Here is an 18,830-nt window from a genome sequence, read left to right as displayed (position 1 = left end):
GGAGAGTGGATAGTTAAATGATAATTTTAAAACCCTATTTGAAACAAAATTTTGCAGCAATAATCGGAGCTATTTTTTCAGTAGCAATTTTAGCTGGAAGTACACTTTGGCAACCAAGGTTATTGCAAACCATTATGAAAGCAATAATTGCTAATAACCGTAGTCAGGTCTATCAGTATGGAATACAATTAATTGTTTTGGCAATTATCGGCATTATCGCTGGAATTGCGAGTACCTTTTTTTCAGCAACTGTTGCACAATCTGTAACAACAGACTTGCGAGCAGCTTTATATAGAAAAATTCAATCATTTTCATTTGGTAATATAGAAAAGTTTACGGCAGGTAGTTTAGTTGTCAGACTGATAAATGATATGAATCAGATATTGAATTTAGTAATGACAATGTTGACACAACTTTTAAGAATTCCAATTTTATTTATTGGAGCTTTCATATTAGGAATCTTGACAATTCCGAGACTATGGTGGATTGAGATTTTAATGATTGTTTTAATACTTTCCTTGTCAGGAATTGTTTTTTCAAGAATGGGGAATTTATTTGGAAAATTCCAAAAATGGTTGGACAAGATGAATACAGTCGCTAAAGAATCAATGCAAGGAATACGGGTCATAAAATCATTCAATCAAGAAGAAAACGAGACAAAGAAGTTTGCTACAACTGCAAATGAATTGAAAAATCTTAATCTAACGATTGGATATTTATTTTCCTTGATGATTCCATTATTTATGCTGATTTCTAACTTTATGATTTTAATGTCCGTTTACTTTATTGGAGAAAAAATTGCAAGTCATCCAAGTGATTTAGCGGCAATAGCATCCTTTATTTCCTATTTAATGCAATTAATGTTTGCAATTATAATCGGCGCAATGACGATGACGATGGCTTCAAGAGGGATGATAGCATTAAAACGAGTTAAGGAGGTTTTAGACACCAATCCAGATATTAAGTTTAGTGATACAAAAGAGAAAAAGGTTGCCAGTGTAAATGCAGATATTGAATTAGCTAATGTTAGTTTTGCATATCCAAATGCAAAGGAACTAACTTTGAAGAAAATTTCTTGCGAAATCAATGCTGGTGATTTTGTTGGAATTGTCGGCTCAACGGGTTCGGGGAAAACAACATTGGCACAATTAATTGCGAGATTATATGATCCCCAAGATGGACATGTTAAAATTGGTGGCATTGATTTAAAAGATATTGCTGAAAAAGATTTACGAGAAACTGTTAGCTTTGTTTTGCAAAAAGCTATTCTTTTTTCCGGAACAATTGAAGACAATTTAAAACAAGGAAAGCATAATGCAACGGATGATGATATGAACTGGGCAATAGAAGTTGCACAAGCAAAAGAATTTATAGACGGATATAGTGATGGACTAAAACATCGAATTGAAGAAAGGTCAGCCAATTTATCTGGTGGGCAAAAACAACGTCTTTCAATTGCAAGAGGAATTGTTGGGAAACCTAAAATTTTGATTCTAGATGATTCAACATCGGCTCTTGATGCAAAATCAGAAAAAAAAGTACAACAAGCATTAGAGACTCAATTAAAAGAAAGCACAGTAATAATGATTGCAGAAAAAATATCTTCTGTAATCAAAGCAGACAAAATACTTGTGCTGGATAAAGGGGAGCTTGTTGGGACAGGAACACATCACGAACTTTTAAAGACATCTTTGGTCTATCAAGAAATTTATAATGCACAGCTTTCAAAGGTAGGGGGGCAAATAAATGAAAGAATTTAAGCAATCAATAGGGTATTTTAAGCATTATTTAGCACCTTATTGGAAAGGGCTGCTTTTTATCATATTGCTAACAGTTTTATCTACTTGGGCGCAAATACAGGCACCGGTCTATCTAGGAAAGGCTATGACAAGTCTTAGTAAATATTTAATAGCTTATATGCGTCCTGTGACTCATGCAACGGCATCGTTGACAGATTTTCATAATGCATTATGGATGATACTTTGGTTTTATCTTTTGTCTGTGATTACAATGTTAATTTCAAGCCTTTTGACATCGCGCATTAATGCATTGTCTACTAATAAAATGCAACGAGGACTATTTAAAAAATTACAAAAAATGACAATTAAGTATTTTGACAGTCACCAAGATGGTAAAATTTTATCACTTTTTACATCTGATTTAGACAATATCTTTAATGCAATGAATCAAGCAATTTTTGAACTGATTTCTCAAATAATTCTTTATATTGGGGTAATCTGGATGATGTTTTCATTGAATGTAAAGTTGGCAATTGCTACAGTAATATCGACACCTTTTGTAATTTTGATTGCTTACTTTATAATTCGCAAAGCAAGATATTATATTGATAATCAACAAGATGAAATCAGCAAGCTAAATGGTTATATCAATGAGCAGATTAATGGTGAAAAAATAGTAATTACGAATGGTCTTCAAAAAAAATCAATAGCTGAATTTAATACTCTTAATGAAAAGGTACGAAAAAGTACTTTTAAGGGACAACTTTATTCAGGAATGTTATTTCCAGTAATGCAAGGGTTGTCTTTGTTAAATCTTGCGATTGTCATTGCATATGGATCATGGCTTGTAGTTAACGGTAATATTGCAGAGGCTACGGGATTAGGTCTTGTAGTTACTTTTGTTCAGTATTCACAACAATACTTTCAACCAATTACACAGATAACTTCGATGTATTCAATGTTACAATTAGCTTTAACAGGTGCTAAAAGACTTAGCAATGTTTTAAAACAACCTGAAGAAAAAGTTAATGCACTGGGGAAAAAGCTGTCTAAGATCGAGCAAGGTGTAAAGCTTAGCAATGTTAAATTTGGATATAATGAAAATAATGAAATTTTACATGGAATTAATATTGACGTCAAAAAGGGGAAAATGATTGCACTTGTAGGTCCAACCGGTTCGGGAAAAACAACAGTTATGAATCTTTTGAACAGATTTTATGACGTTTCAAAGGGAAATGTTGAATTTGATGGAGAAGATGTACGTAATTTTGAATTGCATTCACTCCGCAAAAATGTTGGGATTGTACTACAAGATTCAATTTTATTTTCTGGTACAATTGCTGATAATATAAAGTTTGGGTTGCCAAGCGCAACTGATGAGCAGATGATTGAAGCAGCCAAGAAGGCAAATATTCATGAATACATTGAAAGTCTACCTGATAAATATGAAACTATAGTTGATGATGAAAATTCTGTGTTGTCTGTGGGCCAAAAGCAACTATTGAGCATAGCACGAACCTTATTAACAGATCCAAGTTTTCTAATTTTAGATGAGGCAACTTCAAATGTTGATATGGTTACTGAAGAAAAAATAAAAAAGGCTATGGACAATGTAATTGCAGGGAGGACAAGTTTTGTTATTGCACATCGACTGAAGACAATTGTAGAAGCAGATGAGATAGTTGTATTAAAAGACGGGTTAGTCATAGAGCGTGGTAACCATAAACAACTTCTTGCAGCTAAAGGTTTTTATTATAATTTGTATGTTAATCAAATGGTATTTGAATAACATATTAATAAAAGAAGGTTAGTAATCCAATGATAACAGAAAAATTTTTTGAGATTTTTGCGATACAAGGCTTGGATGAAAGAATGAATGCAATTAGAAAAAATATTCAGCCTGAATTTCAAGTATTAGGCGAGAAATTAGTACCATTTCTTGATGAAAATTGTAGTGCGAAATTTTATTTGCATATTGCACAGCATCGACGACGGACAAAATATGCACCTGAAATTACTTGGTGTGCCTTTAGTCAACAAAAACGGGGATATAAAATGGAACCACATTTTCAAATAGTAGTTAATGAAAAGTATCTTGCAATTTGGCTATCATTTATTGATCATCCTAAAAATGAAAGGGAGATAGCTTCTACATTTATTAATAATCCTGATATTATAAAAAGTCTTCCAAAAAGTTTTGCGATTTCAACTGATCATACTAAGACAGATGTAGAAAAAATGGCGAATACGAATATTTATGAGGATTTAGAAAGATGGAAAAATATAAAAAAAAGTGAACTGCAAATTGGGAAAACTTTTGCAAAAGATTATTTTACTAAAAATAGTCCGGATGAATTTTTTGATGAGATACTTGTTACTTTAAAAAGATTAATTCCAATCTATCAAGAGGCAATGAATATTGCTGCTAGATAATCAAAATTTTGTTGTTGACATGAATTATTTAAGTTGGCAATTAATAGTTGAAATATAAAATAAGGGTATATGGTAAAGTAAATTTAACTTTTCCATATACCCTTATTTTAATATTAATTTATTAGATTGACAGGATTGAGTGGTTTACCATTCTTAATGGTAGCATCAACATTAAGAATCGCACCAAATGCCATTGCTTCAAGGCTTTCAGTTGTTAGTGCTGCAGAGTGATTTGTAATAATTACTCTTTTATCTGTGAGAAGTTTTGAAAGAGATAACGCATCATTATCATATACATCAAGTCCAATTGCTTTAATAAAACCTAAATTGAGGGCATCAAGCAGAACTTTATTTTCTACTAACTCTCCACGGCTTGTATTAATTAAAATCGGTTTTTTCGAGGCTTTTTTGATTAAATCAGCACTAATCATATATTTTGTTTCCGGAGTTACTGGAATATGGAGTGAGATAATATCGCTTTTTGAAAACAGTTCCTCAAGGCTAACTTGTTTTGCAAATTGTGAGCTTCTAGTGGACCGATTATAATAAATAACTTTGGCTCCTAAAGCTACCATTATCTCGGCAAATTTTTTTCCAATAAATCCCCATCCAACGATACCCACCGTTTTTTTATTTAATTCAGAGCCAATTGCAAGAGATAGTGAGTTTTTTTGTGACATTTTATTATCACCAAAATCTTTGAGAAGATACATTACAAGGGCAAGTGCATGTTCAGCAACAGCTTGTGCATTAGCACCAGGTGTATTGGTAACCCAGATATTATTTTTCGTTGCTAATTCAATAGGTACATTATCTGTTCCAGCACCATTTCGCGCGATAACTTGTAAATTAGGGAGTTCTGTAATGAAACGTGGATCAACTTGTTCGATATTACGGACAATGATTCCTTTGTATAATGAATAATTGTCTTTTGGGAGTTGATCGAAGCTTTGTGCGTTAGGTAATACATCAAATGAATAACCTAAATCTAATATTTTTTGTTTTGCCTGTGAGACTAGGTCACCTAGTAATAGTATTTTGTCCATAGTAAAACTCCTTTATTATCTTTTTTTGATTACAAGAAATGAAATTGACGTTACAAACACTAAAAATACACTAATTATACTTAAGATTAAGCCAATCTTGAGCCCCGGTGTACGATAGATAAATCTAATATGATGAACACCCTTAGGAAGTTGAGCACCCAAGAAGCCAACATTAGTTTTGATTGTCTTAATTTTTTCTCCATTATCGTAGATACTCCAGCCTTTTGAAAAAGGAATTGAGGAGGTCAAAATCCCTTTTTTAGTTGTTCGAATTGATCCTGTAATATTATTTTGAGTAAACTTTAGTGATGATAAGCGGTTTTTTTGAATTTTACCAACTTCATTACTGTATTTTTTTCCTAATTTTTCAGCAACAATTTTGAGCTTGAAATGATAGTTGCCAAGTTTTGATAAGGATAGATTAAAATTTGTAGGTGTTGAAGTGAAATATCCCATATTCAATAAGCCTGAATTTACTGTTTTATAAAATGACAGTTCAGATTGTTTTGGTTGGGAAATACTTTCTGTTCCAAGACTAGATGTTAATTTTATACTAAAACTATTATCTGGAGATCCATTCAGAATATGATATCTAAGATAACGATAGTAATTGTAATTATCATTATTATTAATAATTTCATTTGAAGTTAGGATAGATTGTTTATTTTGCTCGATCTGAATTTGATTGTTTAAAGATAAAGGATAATATTTAATATTGTTTAATTCAATATGCAATTCATTATTTTTATAATTCTCAGCATTTTTTATAACAATCTTGTAGGTTTCAGTACTATCTAAATGTTTTAAGTCAGCGGTGTTTATAATATTACCATGGCTAGAGATTATATAATATGGGACGTTGAGTGTCTCATTTTTGAATTCTGCTTTTTTGTATTTTTTTGCGACTGCATTATTTACATATACACCGGTAGCTAAAGCTCGTTCTTTGGCAGTTGTAGTCATATTTTTATACTGTTTAGAATCAATTACAGTATTTTGCCAATAAATAAGTGGGAAAGCTTCAGTTGTTTTATAACGAATAGTTTGAGTAGTTGAATTGTTATTTAAGTATAGAGATGCTTTCTCAGGCAGATAATCAGAAGGGATTTTTTTTGAGTTTTTCTGGTTGATTTGGGCAAAAATATAGCGAACACCTAAAAAGTTTTCGAGAATAGTTCGATCACTAAATTGGCTGATTGGAATATTTGCCTCATACTGAGAATTTTGCATTTTTTGAGCAAAATTTCCGATATTTATATTTTGTAATGAATAATAGGATGTAATCGAATTTAATTTATTTGGTTGAGCATTGTACATATGAAAGCCAGTTCCAAGATTATAATTTTGGCTGATAGTTGATACTCGATAACTATCAGTCATTTTTAAATCATTTTCTAGTCCCGCATATCTTGTCTTGACAAGTTTTTCAAATCCTTTTATTGGCAGCATTTCGTTTGAGTAACCACCATTGTAGGGAGCTTCAAAATAAACTGCATTAAAAATAACGTTTAGTATGATTAATGCAAGGAAAGCAGATTGAGAATGTATTTTCCCATCTCCAGAAAAATACATCAAAAAACCATAACTGATAAATAAAAAAGCCATCGGAATAAAAAGTTTTTCATCATTTTGGAAAAAATAGGTTATAAAAATCCAAAGACTATAGACGAAAAGGGAACATGTCATAATTACCTTTGTTTTACGAGTTAACACTTCAATTTGCGCGATAAGTACGCAAACAGAAATTGAAATTGGTAAAGATAACATTAATGTCCAGCGATTGGATGGAGATGTAAGTCCATTGAAAAAAGCACCAAATTGAGGGAAAAGGAGCATAACAAAACCTAAGCCAAAACTTATAGCAAGAAGTGGATAATTTTTTCTTTTTAAAATAACAAAAACGATTGAAAAAAAAGTTATACTAGCGAATCCTAGAGCACTCCAAAAATAAAAATTACGGTTACCGCCGTTAATCAACTGTGAAGGTAGGGCTAGATAATAGTAAAATGGGTATAGTTTCAAACCATTTGCAAAAGGAGCATTACTACGAGTTGAGGAAAGAACAGCGAATAATTCAGGTATCCATAAAACTGAGGTTATTAAAATAGAACTAATAGTACTAATTCCTAATCTGAAAATTGTTTTTAGTACGGGAATTTTTTTTCGATAAGCTGTTAAGTAGCGCAAAATCAGGTACAATAGTGTACCAAAACCCAGGATATAGGCAAAATAAAAATTATTAAATAACATCCAAGAAAAAGAAGCTGTTAGAGGTACAATTGATTTTTGTTGAAGAACGCGTTCAACTCCCAATATTAATAATGGAAAAATCATGAACGGAATTGCAAAAAAAGGTTGTGCAATATTAGCATAAAGTAAAAAAGCATTAAATAGATAAACAACTGCACCAGCTAAGATTATAGAATTCTTAAAAGAAAAGTGAGATGCGAAGTAACAAAAGATTATACCGACACAGTATAGCCGCAAAATAATCAAAAATTGGTATGCAAAAACAATTTTTGAAGCTGGGAACAATAGGACCAAGTAATTGAAAATATCACCAGTCACATAATAAGCATTAATTTGGAAAATATCGCCACCTAATCCTAATTTAAAGGACCATTGCGGCCAAGAAGAAAAGGGATGCTTTAAGATATTTAGAAGAATTTTTCTGAATTCTTCTAATAAAGGGAGATGCTGTTGAGCACCATCTAAATGCCAAATTAGTGAATGACCAGTAACAAAATATGTGCCATACACAAAAAAACCAACAATGGCAAAAATTGCAGTATATTGCAAATATAAATATAAGTTATTTTTCTTAGCAAATGAAAATGTCAAAAAAAACCTCCTAAAGATTGAGAATCAATTCCAAAAAAGTAATTATTTTTTGGCCTTTTCAACTAATTCGTTTACAAAAACATTCAATTTTTCTATTGCTTCTTCGGTATCAGGGGCAAGATTTATTTTTACACTAGTTGCCCCTTTTGTAGCACCAGTTTTTTCAAAAGCCTCTTCAAATTTATCAACAGCAACACAATAATCCGTACCATAAAAAGTATCACCAGACCCAGCAACACCATACAATTTACCTGTTAAATCAAGATCTTCCAAATCTTCAAAAAAATCAATACCTTCATCAGGAAGAGCACCTTCATCATATGTATAAGGTACAACGATGCAAAGGTCAACATTCTCAAAATCGGACGGATCACATTGTGAAATTTCTTCAATATCCACAGTAATTCCAAGTTCCTCTAATTTTTTTGTGACAATGTCTGCAATATCTTCATTATTTCCTGTGATTGATGCAAATACTACTTTTGCTTTAGTCATCAATGTAGACCTTCTTTCATGATTATCTATATGACATTATAACAGAACTTTATAGTTACAAATAAAGTAATTGCAACATTATTCTAAATTTAGGATATAATAAAACTTGTAAATTAAATTGGAGGCATAAAATAATGATTACACTGAAGTCACCACGAGAGATTAGAGAAATGGCCAAGTCGGGTGCCATTTTGGCAGGAATGCATGTTGGATTAAGAGAAATCATTAAGCCAGGAATTTCTAGTTGGGAGATTGAAAAATTTGCACTTAAGTATTTTAAAGATCAAGGTGCAATTCCAGAACAAATTGGATTTGAAGGATATAAATATGCAACATGTGTCAGTATAAATGATGAAATTTGTCATGGCTTTCCGAGAAAAGGTTTAATTCTAAAGGATGGCGACCTTATTAAAGTTGATACAGTTGTCAACTATCATGGGGCGATGAGTGATTCATGTTGGAGTTATGTGGTTGGAAAGTCAACATCTGAAATTGATAAGTTAATGAATGTTACCAAAAAGGCGCTATATTTGGGAATTGATCAAGCACAAGTTGGTAATCGGATTGGTGACATTGGAGCAGCAATTCAGCATTATACAGAAGATATCAATGGATATGGTGATGTCCGTGATTTTATAGGACATGGAATTGGGCCAACAATGCATGAAAGTCCTAATGTTCCGCACTATGGTGAAGTTGGTAAAGGTCTTAGATTGAGACCGGGAATGACTATTACAATTGAGCCAATGATTAACATTGGTACTTGGAAAGCTGAGATGGACGATCCTAACGGTTGGACAGCACGTACTATGGATGGTAGTTTATCATGTCAATTTGAACATACAATTGCTATTACCACGGATGGACCGAAAATTTTGACCTCACAAGATTTAGAATTTGACAAAAAATATTTGCTTGATTAATGTTAATTTTTTTTATAAAATGATATTGTTGTCCCGTTTCTAGGATAAATAGCAACTAAAAATAGCATTATTGTAAGGCATAAAAAGTGTATAAAAAGGAGCTAGTACTTATGAAAGTTAGAAAAGCTGTTATTCCTGCCGCTGGGTTGGGAACTCGTTTTTTACCTGCAACGAAGGCACTTGCAAAAGAAATGTTGCCAATTATTGATAAGCCAACAATCCAATACATTGTGGAAGAAGCTAAAAAGTCTGGAATTGAGGATATTTTGGTTGTTACTGGGAAAGGAAAGCGTCCTATTGAAGACCATTTTGACTCGGTTCCTGAATTAGAGCAGAATTTAAAAGAAAAAGGTAAGACTGAATTATTAAAATTAGTTGAACAGACAACGGACATTAATTTGTATTTTATTAGACAGTCGCATCCACGAGGATTAGGGGATGCAGTCTTGATGGCAAAAGATTTTGTGGGGAATGAACCTTTTGTTGTGATGCTTGGTGATGACTTAATGAGCGATAAGGTTCCGTTGACAAAGCAACTGATTGATCGCTATGATCAGACACATGCGTCAACTCTTGCAGTAATGCGTGTACCTCATGAAGAGGTAAATAAATATGGTGTAATTGATCCAGGTTCTGAGACAAGTAAGGGATTATATGATGTGAAACAGTTTGTTGAAAAGCCAGAGGTTGATAAGGCACCTAGTGATCTTGCAATTATCGGTCGTTATCTTTTGACTCCTGAAATTTTTGGAATGTTAGAGACACAACAACCTGGGGCAGGAAATGAAATACAATTGACAGATGCGATTGATCGTCTTAATAAAATTCAACGTGTTTTTGCACACGAGTTTAAAGGTGAACGTTTTGATGTAGGGTACAAGTTTGGGTACTTGAAGACTTCTATTCAATTTGGACTCGAACATCCAGAGGTAAAAGATGATTTGATTGCTTATATTAAGGAATTGTCAAAAAAGCTAAAATAGATTAATTAGATGTAAAAAAAAATTCGCTTCTGGCGAATTTTTTTTTATTTTCATTGAATTTTTTTGAAATCATTTTGAGGTTACATACTGGGGGATGAAAATGACTAGAAAAAAGCAACATGGTATAAACAAAAAGTTGTTTGTGAATATAACGGTTTTATTTTTTATAATTATTATTTGTTATGTTGTGGAGTCAGGTGATACATTATCAAGTATTGCAAATAAATTCAATACAACTGTCACTAAAATAATGAACGTTAATAATTTGTCAACGGGTACAATCAATGCAGGGAGTACCTTGCGCGTTCCAAATGGTACTTTGTCGACAACAAATAGCAAATAATTAGTTTCTTTCCTAGAGCGTGCTATAATGAGCATGCAAAAAAGGGGGAGAAAATAATTAAGAAAAGAAAATTTAACAGCGTTGCAATTAAAGAAATTATTAGCGATTCAATAAAGCGGGCTGCACTTGTCAATATTAATAATGCATCAATAGTTATTGCATACTATTCTTTATTAGCTATATTTCCATCAATAATTCTAATTGGAAATATTTTGCCGATGTTGAATATAAAAGCAACCACTGTTTTAGCTTATTTGGAATCCGGGGTTCCTGCGACTATATATAAATCTCTGTACCCATTAATTATTTCTTTTTTAGACCGAAGTAGTGGTGGCTTAATTTCGGTGAGTGTTCTCGTAGCATTGTGGGCCACGAGTCGAGGCGTTAATGCGCTAAAACTTGCTTTTAATGAGGCCTATGGTGTTGAGGAATCAGAAAACGCAATTGTTGCAAGAATTATTTCGTTTTTTTTAACGTTGATTTTTATTTGTTTGATGGTAATTATTATTTTATTATTTAGTTTTGGACAAACGGTCCTTGACTATTTAACTCCCATATTTCGATTGCCAAGTGAATTAGGGAGTATTTTTGGTACATTTAAGTGGCCAATTACATTAATGGGATTATTTTTCATAATTAGCTTAATTTATTATTTCTTACCGAATGCCAAGTTACATTTACATTTAATTATTCCTGGTGCAATTATAGCCACTTTAGGGTGGATTATTTTAGCACAAGGTTTTTCTATCTACGTCCGGTATTTTGCAAAGTCAGTTTTGAGTTACGGAACAATCGGTACGTTCATCGTTCTACTTTTTTGGCTTAACTATTCAGGTTGGGTAATAATGATAGGCGCTATTTTTAATGCATCACTTGAACAGTATTTTTACAAAGGAATTCAAGTAAAAAAAATTAAAATTAAGGAGTATATTAGAAAAAAGGTCGATGAAGGCTGACTTATTTTTTTTCCAAAGCACTGTTTATTTTGTCTAAAGCAAATCCTTTGCGATAAAGAGTTTGCTTTATTTTTATTTTTTTTTGAGAAGCAGAAAGTTGACTTTTGGAAAATTTATTCCAAAGTTTATCTAAAGCATCTAGTAAAAGTTCAGTTTCATGTTCTTCATCTTCAAAATCGATGTTGGTAAGCAAGTTTTCAAATTCTTCAGTTACAAATCCTTTAGAAATAAGTCGTTGTTTAACCTTTTGTATTCGAATTATTTTAGGGTAATTTCGATATTGGTGAATTAATTTTGGAAGTAAAAGTTCCAATTTGTCAGTCATTTCAGCTTGTTCATATTCAACTTTTGCTTTTTCAATATTCTGCTCAGAGATACCTTTAGCACGCAGATTTTTTTTTATGACAGTAAATCCCTTGTCGGAAATATTTAACATAGTCCGAACGTAACTCATTGCAAAATTTGTATCATCGAGAAGTTTGTTTGTTTTAAGTTTTTCAACCACCTCCGCGATTAACAAGATATCGGAAAATTCTTTTTTTAAATAGTCGGTAACTTCTTTTTCGCTACGCATTTGATAGCTTAGATAGTTCAATGCTTTTTGATAGATTTTTGAAAATTGATCAGCATCAATTAATTTTGAAAGTAAAGTCTCAGAGAGTTCCTGTCCTTTGTAAAGATTATTATTGACTAGTACAGTTTCTGAAACAGAAAAGCTGTATTTTCCATCTATAAAGAGGTTAAAGCGACCAGCTTTTTTTTGCGCTTGTATCTTTGTTAGAATTTTAGACATTTTTTTGTTTCCTTTTTATTTTTTATTTTCATATTATATTTTATAACATGTAAGTTGTAATGATATAATAAAATGATAATAAAGTGATTTGGGAGCAGAAATATGCAATATAAAAAAGATAATATAGAGAATCAATTGTTAGAACCCGGGAAAAGATTTCCGTTAACCATCAAGAGACTTGGAATAAATGGTGAAGGCATTGGATATTTTAAACATAAGGTCATTTTTGTTGAAGGGGCTTTGCCTCAGGAAGTTATTGTTGCACAGGTTGTAGAGGATAATGGTAAGTACGCAATTGCCAAAATACACCAAATTCGAAATAAAAGTTTGCATCGAACTGAAAAAAAAGATAGTTACGATGTAGGTGGTATTGAATTGGAGCATTTGGATTATAATAAGCAACTCGATTTTAAAAGAGATGTTATTTTTCAGTCGTTAGAAAAATTTAGGCCGCAAGGATACAAAAATTACGAGTTGTTACCAACAATTGGAATGGAACACCCTTTTGAATATCGAAATAAAGCACAATTTCAAATTAGAAAGACCCCAGAAGGGAAAGTGATCGCGGGGCTATATAAGAGAGGAACCCATGAATTAGTTGATTTGCCAACTTTTAGTACGCAAAGACCACTGACTATGAAGGTAATGAGAACGGTTTGTAAATATTTGGAAGAGTTAGAAGTTCCTATTTATGATGAAAAAGCAAATTCAGGAATTATAAAGACATTGGTTGTGAGAGAGTCTTTTGCAACAGGTGAAGTGCAGCTCGTTTTTATTACAAATTCCGAAAAATTTCCGAAAAAAAGAGAGTTGTTAGAGAAAATTAATGCGACATTACCAGAAATCACTTCGATTATGCAAAATGTAAATAAAGGCAAAACTTCTTTAATATGGGGAGATGAAACTAGACTTTTGTCTGGAAATGATTATATCACTGAGAAATTAGATGGAATTGAGTTTAAATTATCAGCACGTGCCTTTTTTCAGTTGAATCCCTTGCAAACAGAAAGAATGTATAAAGAAGTGAAAAAGGCACTTGCGCTTGAAAAAAATGAGACGCTAATTGATGCATATTGTGGAGTTGGAACAATTGGACTATTTGTGGCGGATAATACAAATAAGGTGAGAGGAATGGATATTACACCTGATGCAATTTCAGATGCAAAACTAAATGCACAGATAAATAAGCGTGATAATTTTAAATATGAAATTGGGAAAGCTGAGGAATTAATTCCACGTTGGAAAAAAGAAGGTTTTGTTGGAGATGCATTAGTAGTGGATCCTCCAAGAACAGGATTAGACGAAAGATTAATAAGAACAATTTTGGATAGTAAGCCAAAAAAATTCGTTTACGTGTCTTGTAATCCATCAACTTTAGCAAGGGACCTAAGAAAATTAGCTACTGTTTACAAAGTGGATTATATTCAGTCGATTGATATGTTCCCACAAACGGCAAGATGTGAAGCGGTTGTAAAATTATCTAGAAGAAATAATTAATAATTCTTTGGGTTTTCACATGGAAGTTTGATATAATGAATAATGATATTGGTGTAAGTTACACCTTGTGTTTATAGAAGGCAGGTTTTAACCATGCATCAGGCAAGAGAACCAAAGGAAGGTGATTTTATCACCATCAAAAGTTATAAACACGACGGTAGTTTACATCGAACATGGCGAGATACAATGGTATTAAAGACTAGTGAAAATGCTTTAATTGGATGCAATGATCATACGCTTGTAACAGAGTCTGATGGCCGAAGATGGGTTACGCGTGAACCAGCACTTGTTTATTTCCATAAACATTATTGGTTCAATATAGTTGCTATGATTAGAGATAATGGGGTTTCTTATTATTGTAATCTTGCTTCTCCTGCAATTTTAGACCGTGAAGCATTAAAATATATCGATTACGATTTGGATGTTAAGGTTTTTCCAAATGGAGAGAAAAAACTACTTGATGTTGATGAGTATGAAGAACATGGGAAAAAATGGCATTATTCAAAAGACACAGATAAAATTTTGAAGCACAATGTACTTACACTTGTTGATTGGATTAATAACAAAAAAGGCCCATTTTCCGAAGAGTATATCAAAATCTGGTATAATCGATATTTAGAATTGTCACGTCGTATGTAAACGTTGGGTTATAGCTATTAGGGGGTTGGGTCAAAAGTTATATCTGACCTGGCCCTTTAGTTTTTTGCAGATATATTCAATTAATATATGAGGATGAATAAAAATGTTTGATAAATTAAAAAATTCAAAGTTGATATATATAACTACAGAGGCACTGTTAATTGCAACATTAATCTGGATTTGTACAAAAATAGGTTTTGTATTCGAACCAGTAGGAACATTTATTTCTACACTTTTTGTCCCTGTCATAATATCTGGATTTTTGTACTACTTATTAAAACCGTTAATTACATTTTTGATGAAGATAAAGTTGGGTAGATTTAATATTAATAGGACATGGGCAGTAACTATTGTTTTTTTGTTATTAATAGCTATTTTTGCAGTTGCATTGGCTTTTCTAATACCTGTATTGGTTTCCCAAATAGGTCAGCTTATCTCAAATTCACCCGAATATCTTAAGGCCTTGCAGAAAATGACTAATAATTACTATGATGATTTTTTGCATCAAGATTGGGTTAGACAACTTAATATAAATAGTTATATTGGCAATGTAGAAAAGAATTTGATGAAATATTTTGAAGGCTTTTTAAACTCAGTGACCGCAAGTCTAGGGTCGATAATAGGAATGGTAACCAGTATAACTGTTACTATTGTGACAGTTCCGTTTATGTTGTTTTATATGCTAAAAGATGGGAACCGGTTGATTCCAAATATTCAAAAAATTATACCTAATAAGCATGGAGAACAGATTGAAATTTTATTAGGTAAGATGGGTGAAACAATTTCAAAATATATTGCAGGCCAATTTATTGAATGTACTTTTGTAGCAACATTTACTACATTAGGATATTTTGTAATAGGTATGCCATATGCTTTTTTACTAGGTGTGATGGCTGGAATAACAAATATTATTCCATATCTAGGGCCTTACATTGGTGTGTTACCAGCCGTGATACTTGCAGCTTCGATTTCTCCTAAAATGATAATGTTTGTTATTATTGTTTGTGTAATTGTGCAACAAGTTGATGGTAATTTAATTTATCCAAATGTAATTGGAAAATCTTTAGATATTCACCCATTGACAATTATCGTCTTGTTATTAGTTGCAGGTAACTTAGCTGGAATAATGGGAATGATTCTGGGAATACCTTTTTATGCGGTCCTCAAAGTCGTAATTAAGTATTTCAGAGATATTTATCTATTGAATAATGAAGAAAAGAAAAATCATGAATAGTTTTAAGTGGCTAGTTTGAAGTTGTTCTTGGTCATAGACTCTGTGATGGGTAGAAGGAAAAAAATTTAGGTGAAAGTATGAAAAAAGTTGAATTAAAATATATTACTAAAAATACATCTTTGGTGACTGAGAAAAAAGAAATTGTAAAATCTAAATTATCTGTAAATGAAACTGGAACTTTTTGGAAACTTAGGGGAATTAATTTTACAATTAATCCAGGCGAAGGAATTGGGTTACTTGGAAATAATGGGTCTGGGAAATCTAGTTTGATAGATATTCTGATGGGCAAAGAAAAGCAGACAACTGGGTTTATTACAACAGATATGCGTGTGAATTGCGCTACGACAAGATATGGAATTGATAAAAAAGTCACTGGACTAGAAAACATTAAAAAGATTGTTTTTTCAGCTAATTTAGATGAATTTAAAGCAAATCATTTAATTAATGCAATTATTAATTTTAGTGATCTTGGTGAATGGTTGTATTGCCCAGTGGAAACTTTTTCCGAAGGACAATGTGCACGGCTGTCGCTGTCAATTGCATTGTTTGTCAAACCAGAATTAGTATTGATAGATAATATTTTTGGTATTCTTGATTTGCCTTTTTTTAAGAAGGTTAGTAAAAAAATCCAAAATTTGAAAGATGTTGGGGTTTCTTTTGTAATCTCAGATGTAAATGTTATTAACATTGAGCGTTTTTGCGAACGCACATTATGGCTAGACTTCGGGGAGGTCCAAGATTTCGGAGCGACTCGAGATGTAATGGTTCAATATGAATATTCTGCTGGCTGGTTTGAGTCGTTAACGGTTTCTGAAAGAAATGATTATTTAGCGAAAAAGCAGATTGAGAGACAGTCATTTGATGTGGGAACAATCTACGAAGAATTCAAAATTGAACAATTTAAAAATGGGTTCACTAGAAAAGATGAACCTAAGATGCGGAATGCTTTCTATAATGAACGCGGTTCAGATCCTGTTAAAGCTTTAGCAGAGAAAAAGATGAATCAAAAAGGTGAAAACAAATTAAAAAAGAAAAATGGTAAGGTTAAAGTAGTTAGTATTGCAATTGTTATTTTTTTAGCTATTTTGGGGATATATGATGGAATATTTGCAAAAACAAGTTTACTTGAAAATGGCTGGAATCAGTTACAGCAAAGTTGGCAAGGAAAATCAGCTTCTGGTGTGGGTAATTCAAAGAATAAAAAACAACATGATGCTAAGAAAACTTCAAAAATTTCAAAATCTTCTGAGTCAACAGATGCAAAAAAAACAAGTGAAGCAGCAAAAAAGGCAAGTTCATCAAGCCTAAAGGCCGCAAGTATAGCGAGTTCAGCCAGTGAGTCAAGTGCTAAAGCATCAAGTGAGAGCGTGCAACAATTAAAAGATAATACACAAACGATTAATGTTCAAAATGGTGACACTCTCGAAGGCTTAGCAAGTAAGTATGCAACAACGGTTGACAATATAATGAAGATAAACGGTTTTACTTCGAGCGGTGACTTGAAGGCAGGAAATATTATTAGGGTTCCCAAATGACCTTCGTTGCAGATAAATTAGGCATGTTGTATAATCAAGAATTAATATCAACTTTTTAACAAATGGAGAGAAAAAATAAATGAATTCAGAACCTATATTGGTTGGTTCATCACTTTTGATTATTTCGTTATTTTTACTATTTAGTGCAGGAATTGTGCTATGTGTGATTAGAAATTATCAAATTTACAATAGAATGGAATATAATGATAAGTTGGCTTCCCTTAAAAAATCCGAGGGTGCCAATAGTTTTACGTTTACTTTTTTGCTAGTAGGCGGAACACTTTTGAGTATATTGTCAGTTATAAAATTGAAAGTTTTATTCATTGAACATAACGTGATTTTGCTTTTAGCGCTTTACTTAATATTGACATTTGTACCAGTAGTAGTAGCAGATATAGTTGGGCAAATTTCTAGAAAAAAAGGAGTGACATTTTTTTCTTATCTTGCTAAATACACGCTTGTTTTAGGTTATATGTTACTGCCTTTTCAGAAATTACGTAACTTAATAATTTCAAATGAAAAAGTTGAAGAGGAACCTGAATTTGCGGGAAATGCGATGGCAGTTGAAGCATTAGAAGCTTTGATTTCTCCTGAAAATGAAGAAACTGAATTAAAGCCCGAAGCCTTTGATATGATAAAAGGGGTGCTTTCAATGCGGGAAAAATTGGCTAAAGAAGTAATGGTCCCAAGGACAGATGCCTTTATGATTGATATTCAAAATGATAATGATCGCAATATTGATGCTATTTTGCAGATGCAGTACTCGCGTATCCCTGTGTATAATGATGGCAAGGACAATATTGTGGGGATTGTGCATATAAAAAATATCCTAAAAACCGCTCGTGAAGAAGGTTTTGACCATATTACAATTAGAAAAGTTATGCAACCAGCGCTATTTATACCTGAAACAATGGCAATTGATGAAGTAATGTTTGAAATGAAGAAATCACAAAATCAACTGGCAATTTTGTTTGATGAGTACGGTGGTGTTGTTGGGCTTGTTACATTGGAAGATCTTTTAGAGGAGATTGTAGGTGAAATTGACGATGAATCTGACCAACCGGAACAAGATTATCGTAAAATTTCTGATAGTGAGTTTATTGTTCAGGGAAAATTATCTTTAGATGATTTTAATGATGAATTTACGACAAATTTTGAAATGAATGATGTTGATACAATTGCAGGCTTTATAATTGCAAAATTAGGCTATATTCCTGAAGACGATAGCCATGTTAGTGTGACGGTTGATGGTGTTAAATTGATAACTGAAAAAGTTGATGATTCAAGAATTATGGAAATTAAGGTGGAACTAACACCTGCTTTAGCTATTTTGCATGTTCAACATGAAAAAAAGTTTAAAAAATAGGAAAAAA

16 protein-coding genes are annotated in these 18,830 nt (G+C 32.3%); 12 read left to right on the top strand and 4 right to left on the bottom strand.

All coding sequences use genetic code 11. The features are described from left to right. The first annotated feature begins 17 nt into the window (after positions 1–17). Genes FC80_RS01555 through FC80_RS01545 form a run of 3 tightly spaced genes read left to right on the top strand, consistent with a single transcriptional unit; the run spans position 18 to position 4,172 of the window. Positions 18–1,760 carry an ABC transporter ATP-binding protein gene (locus FC80_RS01555; protein ID WP_057828397.1) on the top strand — a complete coding sequence of 581 codons (1,743 nt, stop codon included), beginning with the start codon at positions 18–20 and terminating at the stop codon, positions 1,758–1,760. Continuing rightward, a complete protein-coding gene (locus tag FC80_RS01550; RefSeq protein ID WP_057828396.1) occupies positions 1,747–3,528 on the top strand; it encodes an ABC transporter ATP-binding protein in 1,782 nt (593 codons plus the stop codon). The genes FC80_RS01555 and FC80_RS01550 overlap by 14 nt, the downstream gene beginning before the upstream one ends. Positions 3,529–3,557: 29 nt before the next feature. Then, positions 3,558–4,172 (top strand): DUF1054 family protein, encoded by a 615-nt coding sequence (locus tag FC80_RS01545; protein ID WP_057828395.1) that lies wholly within the window; start codon positions 3,558–3,560, stop codon positions 4,170–4,172. 113 nt (positions 4,173–4,285) lie between these two features. On the opposite strand, the gene FC80_RS01540 is transcribed toward FC80_RS01545, so the two are convergent. From FC80_RS01540 to FC80_RS01530, 3 genes are read right to left on the bottom strand one after another with little or no spacing between them, the layout of a single operon-like run. Next, entirely contained in the window at positions 4,286–5,218 is a 933-nt protein-coding gene (locus FC80_RS01540) for an NAD(P)-dependent oxidoreductase (protein ID WP_057828394.1), read from the bottom strand. Positions 5,219–5,233: 15 nt separating this feature from the next. After that, positions 5,234–8,059: a YfhO family protein gene (locus tag FC80_RS01535; protein ID WP_057828393.1), complete on the bottom strand. Its 2,826-nt coding sequence runs from the start codon at positions 8,057–8,059 to the stop codon at positions 5,234–5,236. A 42-nt stretch (positions 8,060–8,101) separates the two neighbouring features. Next, positions 8,102–8,554 carry a flavodoxin gene (locus FC80_RS01530; RefSeq protein WP_057828392.1) on the bottom strand — a complete coding sequence of 151 codons (453 nt, stop codon included), beginning with the start codon at positions 8,552–8,554 and terminating at the stop codon, positions 8,102–8,104. A 134-nt stretch (positions 8,555–8,688) separates the two neighbouring features. On the opposite strand from FC80_RS01530, the gene map reads away from it, so the two are divergent. The 4 genes from map (at position 8,689) to FC80_RS01510 (ending at position 11,759) form a co-directional block, all read left to right on the top strand. Next, positions 8,689–9,477 carry a type I methionyl aminopeptidase gene (map, locus tag FC80_RS01525; RefSeq protein WP_057828391.1) on the top strand — a complete coding sequence of 263 codons (789 nt, stop codon included), beginning with the start codon at positions 8,689–8,691 and terminating at the stop codon, positions 9,475–9,477. A gap of 110 nt (positions 9,478–9,587) precedes the next feature. Beyond that, a complete protein-coding gene (gene galU / locus FC80_RS01520) occupies positions 9,588–10,460 on the top strand; it encodes a UTP--glucose-1-phosphate uridylyltransferase GalU (protein WP_057828390.1) in 873 nt (290 codons plus the stop codon). Between the two features lie 100 nt (positions 10,461–10,560). Then, entirely contained in the window at positions 10,561–10,803 is a 243-nt protein-coding gene (locus FC80_RS01515) for a LysM peptidoglycan-binding domain-containing protein (protein ID WP_057828389.1), read from the top strand. Continuing rightward, positions 10,800–11,759, top strand: a complete 960-nt coding sequence (locus FC80_RS01510; protein WP_338038160.1) for a YihY/virulence factor BrkB family protein — start codon at positions 10,800–10,802, stop codon at positions 11,757–11,759. The genes FC80_RS01515 and FC80_RS01510 overlap by 4 nt, the downstream gene beginning before the upstream one ends. Before the next feature lies 1 nt (position 11,760). On the opposite strand, the gene recX is transcribed toward FC80_RS01510, so the two are convergent. Further along, positions 11,761–12,552 carry a recombination regulator RecX gene (gene recX, locus FC80_RS01505; RefSeq protein WP_057828387.1) on the bottom strand — a complete coding sequence of 264 codons (792 nt, stop codon included), beginning with the start codon at positions 12,550–12,552 and terminating at the stop codon, positions 11,761–11,763. A 102-nt stretch (positions 12,553–12,654) separates the two neighbouring features. Between recX and rlmD the strand changes: the two genes are divergently transcribed. From rlmD to FC80_RS01480, 5 genes are all read left to right on the top strand, one after another. Continuing rightward, positions 12,655–14,049 (top strand): 23S rRNA (uracil(1939)-C(5))-methyltransferase RlmD, encoded by a 1,395-nt coding sequence (rlmD, locus tag FC80_RS01500; RefSeq protein ID WP_057828386.1) that lies wholly within the window; start codon positions 12,655–12,657, stop codon positions 14,047–14,049. A 93-nt stretch (positions 14,050–14,142) separates the two neighbouring features. Then, complete coding sequence (gene ntdP, locus FC80_RS01495; protein WP_057828385.1) at positions 14,143–14,688, top strand: nucleoside tri-diphosphate phosphatase; 546 nt, start codon at positions 14,143–14,145, stop codon at positions 14,686–14,688. 103 nt (positions 14,689–14,791) lie between these two features. After that, positions 14,792–15,922 (top strand): AI-2E family transporter, encoded by a 1,131-nt coding sequence (locus FC80_RS01490; protein WP_057828384.1) that lies wholly within the window; start codon positions 14,792–14,794, stop codon positions 15,920–15,922. 77 nt (positions 15,923–15,999) lie between these two features. Beyond that, on the top strand, positions 16,000–17,457 hold the full coding sequence (locus FC80_RS01485; protein WP_057828383.1) for an ATP-binding cassette domain-containing protein: 1,458 nt from the start codon (positions 16,000–16,002) through the stop codon (positions 17,455–17,457). Between the two features lie 79 nt (positions 17,458–17,536). Further along, the gene (locus FC80_RS01480; RefSeq protein ID WP_057828382.1) at positions 17,537–18,823 is read left to right on the top strand and encodes a hemolysin family protein; all 1,287 of its coding nucleotides are present in this window, start codon (positions 17,537–17,539) and stop codon (positions 18,821–18,823) included. The last annotated feature ends 7 nt before the right edge of the window (positions 18,824–18,830 follow it).

The organism is Liquorilactobacillus cacaonum DSM 21116 (genome assembly GCF_001436735.1).
Lineage (GTDB): Bacteria > Bacillota > Bacilli > Lactobacillales > Lactobacillaceae > Liquorilactobacillus > Liquorilactobacillus cacaonum.
The sequence above is the reverse complement of the archived record's forward strand: the minus strand, read 5'-3'. Positions and strand labels throughout refer to the sequence as shown.

Bases quoted from the DNA above. Each gene is read 5' to 3' on its own strand.
- FC80_RS01555 (WP_057828397.1), top strand. From the start codon at position 18: ATGATAATTTTAAAACCCTATTTGAAACAAAATTTTGCAGCAATAATC.
- FC80_RS01550 (WP_057828396.1), top strand. From the start codon at position 1,747: ATGAAAGAATTTAAGCAATCAATAGGGTATTTTAAGCATTATTTAGCA.
- FC80_RS01545 (WP_057828395.1), top strand. From the start codon at position 3,558: ATGATAACAGAAAAATTTTTTGAGATTTTTGCGATACAAGGCTTGGAT.
- FC80_RS01540 (WP_057828394.1), bottom strand. From the start codon at position 5,218: ATGGACAAAATACTATTACTAGGTGACCTAGTCTCACAGGCAAAACAA.
- FC80_RS01530 (WP_057828392.1), bottom strand. From the start codon at position 8,554: ATGACTAAAGCAAAAGTAGTATTTGCATCAATCACAGGAAATAATGAA.
- map (WP_057828391.1), top strand. From the start codon at position 8,689: ATGATTACACTGAAGTCACCACGAGAGATTAGAGAAATGGCCAAGTCG.
- galU (WP_057828390.1), top strand. From the start codon at position 9,588: ATGAAAGTTAGAAAAGCTGTTATTCCTGCCGCTGGGTTGGGAACTCGT.
- FC80_RS01515 (WP_057828389.1), top strand. From the start codon at position 10,561: ATGACTAGAAAAAAGCAACATGGTATAAACAAAAAGTTGTTTGTGAAT.
- recX (WP_057828387.1), bottom strand. From the start codon at position 12,552: ATGTCTAAAATTCTAACAAAGATACAAGCGCAAAAAAAAGCTGGTCGC.
- rlmD (WP_057828386.1), top strand. From the start codon at position 12,655: ATGCAATATAAAAAAGATAATATAGAGAATCAATTGTTAGAACCCGGG.
- ntdP (WP_057828385.1), top strand. From the start codon at position 14,143: ATGCATCAGGCAAGAGAACCAAAGGAAGGTGATTTTATCACCATCAAA.
- FC80_RS01490 (WP_057828384.1), top strand. From the start codon at position 14,792: ATGTTTGATAAATTAAAAAATTCAAAGTTGATATATATAACTACAGAG.
- FC80_RS01485 (WP_057828383.1), top strand. From the start codon at position 16,000: ATGAAAAAAGTTGAATTAAAATATATTACTAAAAATACATCTTTGGTG.
- FC80_RS01480 (WP_057828382.1), top strand. From the start codon at position 17,537: ATGAATTCAGAACCTATATTGGTTGGTTCATCACTTTTGATTATTTCG.